This window comes from Microbacterium sp. (assembly GCF_047971895.1).
In the GTDB taxonomy this organism is placed as follows: Bacteria; Actinomycetota; Actinomycetes; order Actinomycetales; family Microbacteriaceae; genus Microbacterium.
Window position 1 is genome coordinate 1 of sequence record NZ_JBKEAF010000059.1, and the last position, 8,553, is coordinate 8,553.

Annotated in this window: 8 protein-coding genes and 1 pseudogene; 8 read left to right on the top strand and 1 reads right to left on the bottom strand. The window is 70.5% G+C overall.

The genetic code is table 11. The features are described 5' to 3' along the window. Window positions 1-731: thiamine pyrophosphate-binding protein (locus tag ACK5IN_RS04915; protein ID WP_416895093.1), on the top strand; the 731-nt coding region annotated here is incomplete at its 5' end. A 17-nt stretch (window positions 732-748) separates the two neighbouring features. Then, complete coding sequence (locus ACK5IN_RS04920; RefSeq protein WP_416895094.1) at window positions 749-1,618, top strand: PPK2 family polyphosphate kinase; 870 nt, start codon at window positions 749-751, stop codon at window positions 1,616-1,618. Here the strand turns inward: ACK5IN_RS04920 and ACK5IN_RS04925 are convergent, their stop codons facing one another. After that, window positions 1,619-2,920, bottom strand: a complete 1,302-nt coding sequence (locus tag ACK5IN_RS04925; protein WP_416895095.1) for an isochorismate synthase — start codon at window positions 2,918-2,920, stop codon at window positions 1,619-1,621. Between the two features lie 22 nt (window positions 2,921-2,942). Here ACK5IN_RS04925 and ACK5IN_RS04930 point away from each other — a divergent pair, with 22 nt between their 5' ends. The 6 genes and pseudogenes from ACK5IN_RS04930 to ACK5IN_RS04955 all read left to right on the top strand — a co-directional run. Continuing rightward, a complete protein-coding gene (locus ACK5IN_RS04930) occupies window positions 2,943-3,524 on the top strand; it encodes a hypothetical protein (protein ID WP_416895096.1) in 582 nt (193 codons plus the stop codon). 214 nt (window positions 3,525-3,738) lie between these two features. Beyond that, window positions 3,739-4,410, top strand: a complete 672-nt coding sequence (locus ACK5IN_RS04935; RefSeq protein WP_416895100.1) for a class I SAM-dependent methyltransferase — start codon at window positions 3,739-3,741, stop codon at window positions 4,408-4,410. Window positions 4,411-4,419: 9 nt separating this feature from the next. Then, complete coding sequence (locus ACK5IN_RS04940; RefSeq protein ID WP_416895097.1) at window positions 4,420-5,475, top strand: polyprenyl synthetase family protein; 1,056 nt, start codon at window positions 4,420-4,422, stop codon at window positions 5,473-5,475. Window positions 5,476-5,498: 23 nt separating this feature from the next. Then, complete coding sequence (locus ACK5IN_RS04945; RefSeq protein WP_416895098.1) at window positions 5,499-6,878, top strand: FAD-dependent oxidoreductase; 1,380 nt, start codon at window positions 5,499-5,501, stop codon at window positions 6,876-6,878. Window positions 6,879-6,907: 29 nt separating this feature from the next. Next, window positions 6,908-7,879, top strand: a complete 972-nt coding sequence (locus ACK5IN_RS04950) for an alpha/beta hydrolase (protein WP_416895099.1) — start codon at window positions 6,908-6,910, stop codon at window positions 7,877-7,879. A gap of 514 nt (window positions 7,880-8,393) precedes the next feature. Further along, window positions 8,394-8,553, top strand: a pseudogene (locus ACK5IN_RS04955) (IS3 family transposase); the annotation flags it as partial.

Sequence of the window (8,553 nt, forward strand, 5' to 3'; positions counted from 1 at the left end):
GCACCGTCTCCGCCGTCGCGGTCGGCGAAGGAGACCCCGACCGTGCATGGCTGCAGGCGTGGCTGCGTGCCGGGCATGAGGCATCCATCGATCTCGCCCCGCCGGCTCCGGATCTGCACGGACTCTTCTCGACCGAACGGCACGACCGTCTCGACGCCGTCGCGGCAGAGCTGGCCGCCGTGCGCCAGCCGATCGACCGGGCTGTGCTGGTCGACGCGGTGTGGCGGGCGACATGGCCGCACGACCGGCTGATGTTCGGGTCGTCGCGGCTCGTGAGGGTCGCCGACGACGTGCTGGCGGGCAAGAAGGTGCCCGTGCACGCCAACCGGGGCCTCGCCGGCATCGACGGCACCATCGCCACGGCCGCCGGTATCGCGCTGGCCAGTCAGGCGGAAGGGCGGCCCGGCGTCACGCGCGTGCTGCTCGGCGACCTGACGCTGCTGCACGACGTCGGTGCGCTGCTGCTGCCGCCCGGTGAGCCCGAACCGCGCCTGCAGGTGATCGTCGGCGACGACGGCGGTGGAACGATCTTCGACACCCTCGAGGTGGCGCGGCTCGCCGGCGACGACGACCGCGACCGGGTGCTCTACACGCCGCACACCGTGCAGCTCGCGCCGCTCGCTGCCGCCTACGGGTGGCAGTACACGCGGGTGTCGACGCGGGCAGAGCTCGACCAGGCGCTGCTCGCCCCCGCCAGGCGGCACATCATCGACGTGCCGTTGGCGCGCTGACAGGCCATGATGGGGACATGATCGCGAAGAGCCAGAAGCACTGGAACGGTGATGTCGGCACACTGCTGCGGGTTGGGCAGGGCTTTCGACTGTCGAGCGTGGATGCCTCGAGCACGCCGGGCTACGGACGCTCGAAGAAGCACGCGGCCGACGATCTCATCGACGGCTCGGCCGAGCTCGACGAGCTGCAGGAGCGCCTGTATGCGCAGAGCATGGTGGGCACACCGCCCGCTGCCGCCGCGGTGCTGCTGGTGCTGCAGGCGATGGACACCGCGGGCAAGGGCGGCATCATCCGCCACGTCGTCGGGTCGGTCGACCCGCAGGGCGTGCGGCTGGCGGCGTTCAAGAAGCCCACGCCCGAAGAGCTCGCGCACGACTTCCTGTGGCGCATCGAGAAGAAGCTGCCGGCCGCGGGCATGATCGGCGTCTTCGACCGCTCACACTACGAAGACGTGCTGATCGGCCGCGTGCGCCAACTGGCTCCCGCCGACGAGATCGAGCGGCGCTACGGCGCGATCAACGATTTCGAGAAGAACCTCGTCGCATCGGGCACGCGCATCGTGAAGGTCATGCTGCACATCTCGAGCGACGAGCAGAAGGCACGGCTCGGCGAGCGGCTCGTTCGCCCCGACAAGTACTGGAAGTACAACCCGGGCGACGTCGATGAGCGCGAACTGTGGCCGGCGTACATGGACGCGTATCAGACGGTGTTCGAGCGCACATCGACCGAGCACGCCCCGTGGTACGTCGTGCCGGCGGATCGCAAGTGGTACGCACGTCTGGCCGTGCAGGCACTGCTGCTGCAGGCGCTGCAGCAGATCGGGCCGCGCTGGCCCGACGCACCCTACGACCTCGAGGTCGAGCGAGCGCGCCTGGCCGCGACCTGATCAGGCCAGGGCGTCGACGATCGGGCGGAACTTCACCCGCGTCTCGAGCAGTTCGGTCTCGGGATCGCTGCCGGTGACGATGCCCGCACCGGCGTGTGCGGTGACCGGGATGCCGTCGCGGCCATCGATCGACCAGCTCGCGCCATCGGTGCGGGCGGTGGAGCCGAACTGCGCGCAGCGCAGGGCGATGGCCCACTCGCCGTCGCCGTGCGCGTCGACCCAGCCCACCGGTCCGGCGTAGCGGCCGCGGTCGAACGGTTCGATGCGACGGATGAGGGCCAGGGCGGCATTCGTCGGCGTTCCCGCCACCGCGGCGGTCGGGTGCAGCGCCGCGACGAGGTCGAGCGCCGTCGCGCCGTCGCCGAGCTCGGCCTCGAGGTCGGTGGCCAGGTGCCACAGGTTGGGCAGCTTGAGCGTGAACGGCTGTTCGGCCGCGGCGACCGCCGCAGCGAATGGGCGCAGGGCGGCGAGTACGCTCTGCACCGCGTACTGGTGCTCGTCGAGATCCTTGGCGCTGGTGGCCAGGGCGAGGGATGCCGCACCGTCGCCGTCGGCGTCGGCTCCCCGCGGCGCGGTGCCCGCGAGCACCCGCGCGGTCGCGGTGCCGCCGCGCACGGTGACCAGCGTCTCGGGGCTCGCGCCGATGATGCCGTCCACGGCGAAGGTCCATGTGTCGGGATAGCCGGTGCTCAGCGACCGGGCCAGTCGGCGCAGGTCGGCGCCGGACGGCACCGAGCCGACCAGATCGCGGGCGAGCACGACCTTGCCGACCTCGCCCGTGGCGATCGCCGCGAGACCGCGACGCACGGCATCCTGATATCCGTCCGGCGCCAGGGCGCCGGGGCCCAGGGTTCCCGCCCAGTAGGGGCCGTACGGCGTGGGCTCGGGGGCGGCATCCGCGGCGGCGCCGCGGCCGGAGGCGATCTGCGTGATCCAGCTGCGGCCCTCCCGGCGCCCGACGGCCACACGGGGCACGACCAGCGTGCTCGCCGCCGTCGAGTCCTCGTCGAACGTCAGTGCGCCGAAGGCGACCAGCCCTGTCCCGGGCAGCTGCACCTCATCGTCGATCTCGGCGTGCTCGGCCGCCTGGCGCCAGGCCTGCGCGATCGTGGTCGTGCGCGGCATCCCCCCCGGTGCCGGGCGATGCCCGCCCGCCTCGATGCGGATCACGTCGCCGATGCCGACGATGCCGTCGCCCCGGCGCAGCCAGGCGAGCGGGGCGTGCGGCGACGTGTAGGGGAGGAGGTCCTCGATCGCGTCGATCTCGCGCGTCCGGACGCGCAGACGAACGGGTGGTGTCACCCTTCCAGCCTAGACTTGACGCGTGACCGCACCGACTCGTCCCGTGCCCGGCACGCGGCTCGTGTTCCGCTGGCGGAAGTGGGATGGCACTCCGCACTGGCAGCGCGACTGCCTCTACCTCGGCAGTGACGAATGGGGTGACTGGTTCGGGCAGCCGGTCGGCTGGCCGAGCACGCGCCCGGGGCGCGAGATCGTGCCCACCGAGCCGTGCGTGACGCTCATGCCGTCCACCGGCGACTATGCGTTCACCCATAACCCGCCCCCGCACCGCACCCGCGTGTACATCGACCTTGCCTGGGACGTCGGCTGGTCGGCCGAGGGGAGCCCGGCCGGCATCGATATGGACCTCGACGTCGTCCAGCGCGTGCCCGTCGAGCCGTACGTCGACCGCGAAGGCGTGCTGCGCCAGCCCGGAGACGTCTACATCGAAGACCGCGACGAATGGGACGAGCATCGCATCGCCCTGGGGTACCCGCTCGACCTCGTGGCCCGCATCGAGCAGCTCGCCGTCGACCTCGAGCGTCGGGTGCGTTCGGGCACGGCACCGTTCGACGGTGCCACGGCCGACGGCTGGCTCGCCCGGCTCGCCGATCTGGCCGGCTGAGCACGGCGCCGTGCCGCTGCCGACACCGGCCCGGCGTACCGAGAACATGCATCGTGACCCGGAGCATGACGGATGCCACGAACGCACCCTGTTCTCGGTCACCTCGCCTGTTCTGGGCACCGGCCGATCGTGCGCACTCATCTAGACTCGTCGGGTGACCCCCGCCGAGCCCAACCGCGCCGACCTCGGCAAGGACCCCGGGCGCGTCAGCGGCATGTTCGACCAGGTCGCCCCCCGGTACGACCTCACCAACGACGTACTGAGCCTGGGCAACGACCGCCTGTGGCGGGTCGCGGTACGCCGGGTGATCGCCCCCCGGCCCGGCGAACGCATCCTCGACCTCGCCGCCGGCACCGGCGCCAGCAGCGTTGCGCTCGCGCGCAGCGGCGCGCAGGTGGTGGCCGCCGACTTCTCGCCCGGGATGATCGCCGAGGGTGAGCGGCGGTACGGGGGCATCCACAGTCTCTCGTTCGTCGAGGCGGACGCCACCGACCTGCCGTTCGGCGACGACGAGTTCGATGCCGTCACGATGTCGTTCGGACTGCGCAACGTGCACGGGCCGAAGAAGGCGCTCGCCGAGCTGCTGCGGGTCACCCGGCCCGGCGGGCGGATCGTGATCTGCGAGTTCTCGCACCCGCCCTCGCCGCTGTTCGGCTCGCTCTACCGCTTCTACAACGGCCGCGTGCTGCCGGCCGTGGCCCGTGTCATCAGCTCGAACGCCGAGGCGTACGAGTACCTGAACGAGTCGATCGCCGACTGGCCCGACCAGCCGGCGCTCGCCGCCTGGCTGCGGGAGGCGGGGTGGGTGGACGTCGCCTACCGCAACCTGTCGCTGGGGATCGTCGCACTGCACCGCGGCCGCAAGGCCCCTCGCGCGCGCGGGTAGGCTGGTCGGGTGACCCCGAGCTCCTCCGTGCCGCGCACGGCGAGCCGCCTCGGACTGACCGAGCGCGTGTTCGCCGGCGTGCGCTCCCGCATGCTGCTGCGCACCATCGAGGCGGGGCTGCAGCGGGTGGAGGAGAAGCTGGCCGACGAGCTGACGTTCACCGACGGGATGGCCGACACCACCGGGCGATACCTCTACGAGGCCGGCGGCAAGCGCGTGCGCCCCATGCTCGTTCTGCTCGCCGCTCAGCTCGGTCAGGGCACCGGGGACGCGGTCGTCGAGGTCGCCACCGCACTCGAGATCACGCACCTCGGATCGCTGTACCACGACGACGTCATGGACGACGCCGACGTGCGCCGCGGGGTGCCCAGTGCCCATGCGGTGTGGGGCAACAACGTCGCGATCCTCACCGGCGACCTGCTCTTCTCCCGGGCCAGCCAGATCATGGCGCGTCACGGCGAACGCGCGCAGCGTCTGCAGGCCGACACGTTCGAGCGGCTCGTGCTCGGCCAGTTGCACGAGACGGTCGGCCCGCAGCCCGGCGACGACCCCGTCGAGTTCTATCTGCAGGTGCTGACCGACAAGACCGGTTCGCTCATCGCCGCCGCCGCCGAGGCCGGGGTCGTCTTCTCGGGCGGTGCCGAGGAGTTCGTGCCCGCCATGGTCGAGTTCGGCGAGCGGGCAGGCGTTGCGTTCCAGTTGCTCGACGACGTCATCGACCTGTCGGCCGACCCAGACGAGACCGGAAAGGTGCCCGGCACCGACCTGCGGGCTGGCGTGCCGACGATGCCGTATCTGCTGCTCGGTCGGCAGGACGACGCGGCGTCGGTCGATCTGCACGCCCGCATCGACGAGGGTGTCGATCGGATCGCTGACGGCGCCGACCCGGCGCTGCTCGACGGACCGCTCGCCGAATTGCGCGGCAACCCGGCGACCGAGGCCACGCGCCTGCTGGCGAACGAATGGTCGCTGCAAGCGATCGCCGCACTCGAACCGCTCCCGGACGGGCCGGTGCGCGACGCGCTCACGCGCTTCGCGCAGGCCGTGGCCGACCGGTCGAGCTGACTCATCCCGACACGAAGGAAGACATGACCAAGCTGAGGCTTGCCATCGTGGGCGCCGGGCCCGCGGGCATCTACGCCGCAGACATCCTGCTGAAGGCCGAGCGTAAGTTCGACGTCTCGATCGACCTGTTCGAGCAGCTGCCGGCCCCATACGGACTCGTGCGCTACGGGGTCGCGCCCGACCACCCGCGCATCAAGGGCATCATCAACGCACTGCGCGACGTGCTCGACCGCGGTGACATCCGCATCTTCGGCAACGTGCACTTCGGGCGCGACATCACCCTCGACGATCTCAAACGCCACTACAACGCGGTGATCTTCGCCACCGGCGCCGTGCGCGACGCGGGGCTCGACATCCCGGGCATCGACGCGCAGGGCTCGTTCGGCGCCGCCGACTTCGTGAGCTGGTTCGACGGTCACCCCGACGTGCCCCGCACATGGCCGCTCGACGCCGAGTCGATCGCCGTGCTCGGCAACGGCAACGTCGCGCTCGACGTCGCACGCATGCTCGCAAAGCACCCCGAAGACCTGCTGCCCACCGAGGTGCCGCAGAACGTCTACGACGGACTGGTGGCCAGCCCCGTCACCGATGTGCACATCTTCGGGCGTCGCGGTCCCGCCAACGTGAAGTTCACGCCGCTCGAGCTGCGGGAGCTCGGCGAGCTGCGCGATGTCGACATGGTCGTGTACAACGAGGATTTCGAGTACGACCAGGCCTCGCTCGACGCCATCGCCAGCAACAAGCAGGTCATGGTGATCGATCGGGTGCTGCAGTCGTGGCGGCAACGGCCGACCGTCGACAACGCGCCGGGCGAGGCATCCCGTCGCCTGCATCTGCACTTCTACGCGCTCCCGCGCGAGATCGTCACCGACGACCACGGCTGCGTCACCGCGCTGCGCTGGGAACGCACCCGGCCCGATGGCGAGGGCGGCGTGGTCGGCACCGGCGAGATCCGCGAGCTGCCCGTGCAGTCCGTGTACCGCGCGGTCGGCTATTTCGGCTCGCCGCTGCCCGGCGTGCCCTTCGACAAGCGGCACGGGGTCATCCCGAATCGCGAGGGGCAGGTGCTCGAGAAGTCCTCGAATGAGCGCGTGCCCGGGGTATACGCGACGGGCTGGATCAAGCGCGGGCCGGTCGGGCTCATCGGACACACCAAGTCCGATGCGATGGAGACCGTGCGCCACCTCATCAACGGCCAGGGCACATGGTGGCAGCCGACGGACCCGTCCGAGGCGGCGATCCCCGCGCTGCTCGCCGAGCGCGGGATCGAGTGGACCGACCTCGACGGCTGGCATCGTCTCGACGACCACGAGATCGCCCTCGGCGAGGCCGTGGGCCGCGCCCGCATCAAGGTCGTGCCGCGCGAAGAGATGGTTCGCATATCTCGCCCAGACGAGCGGTGATCGCACGCGCCCCTGCCTAGGATGAGGGCGTGAGCGACTGGGCCCCCGACATCCTCGGGGCGGGATTCGCGCAGCGCACGCTGCCCCTGGGCGAGGATGCCGAAGGACCGATCGTCGCGACGATCGTGCGGCATCAGCCGCGCCGCCACTTCTGGCCGCTCCCGCTGCACGACGTCGACGTGCTGTACGTGCACGGCTGGTCGGACTACTTCTTCAACCGCCGATTCGCGAAGCTGTGGACCGATCGCGGCGCACGGTTCTACGCACTCGACCTGCGCAAGTACGGACGCAGCCTGCGTGACGGGCAGACGCCCGGCTTCATCACCGATCTGACCGAATACGACGCCGACATCGCGGCGGCGCTGGAGGCGATGGATGCTGGCGGCACCCGCCGTCTCGTGCTGGTCGGCCACTCCATGGGCGGGCTCATCCTGTCGTTGTGGGCACACCGGCACCCGCGCGCCGCCGATGCGGTGGTGCTGAACAGCCCGTGGCTGGAGTTCCAGCTCACCGGGGCCACGCGCGCCGCGATCTCGCCGATGCTGGAGCTGCACTCGCGCCTGCGCCCGCACGACGCGTGGCCGCAGGCGGATCTGGGCTTCTACGCGCGGGCGCAGGCCGAGGCCGCCGACCCGGCCGACCCCATCGAGGCCGTCGCCGAGTGGCGGCCGGCACGCACGATGACGGTGCATGTGGGCTGGATGCACGCGATCGTCGCCGGGCACGCGCAGATTGCGGCGGGACTGTCGATCGACGAGCCGATCTGCGTGCTGCTGTCGGCGCACACGGCGATCCCGACCCGGTGGAGCGATGCGCTCACCCGCGCCGACACGGTGCTGGTCGTGGACGACATCGCCAAGGCATCCCTCAAGCTCGGATCCTCGGTCACTGTGGAGCGCATCGACGGCGCGCTGCACGACGTGTTCCTCTCCCGGCACGATGCCCGGGAGGCGGCCTATGCGCGACTGGGGCGCTGGGTCGATGCGATGATCGCCCGCTGATTCACGCCGTCAGCGGTAGTTGACGGACTGCATCAACGCGTTTGAGTGTGATTGGCGAAGGGTGGAATCCGCGGAATTACGCGGATCTCTGGTGGTCTGAGGAAGTGCGCGAGAGGCCCCGGGTGAGAATTCTGCGGACTTTTTGCGGACTGGATTCGGACCCTGAATGGTCACGCTTCGCACGTCAAGGTGATGGCCGCGGCTCCGCTGGATTTTGGGACTGTAGGCGACGGTCGAAAACTGGGCCATTGCGACGAGGTGGTTTCCCGTGATCGTCGCAACGAGGACGACTTGAAGGGTGTTCTCGTATGTCTACTCGTCGAGTTCCGAAGGGGCCGGGCCGTCGGCTTATGAGGCTCTTCGGACATCCGGTGGGGTCATGGTGTGAGTCCGCCGGCGGCGAGGAGCATGCGGAGCCGGTAGTTGTGCCGGTTGCGGAAGCCGCGGGCGAGGCGGCGGTGTGAAGCGCCTTAGGTTTGGTGCCGCATTCTTTTGAGTTGGAAGGATGTCTGTCATGCCGGAGAAGATCGATCCCGCGCTCCGGGAGCGGGCCGTCAGGCTCGTGCGTGAGCACCGGTCGGAGTATCCGTCGTTGACGGCCGCGTCAGCGGCCGTGGCCCGCCAGGTCGGTGTGGGCCACGAGTCCGTGCGCCGGTGGGTGCTGCAAGCCGATA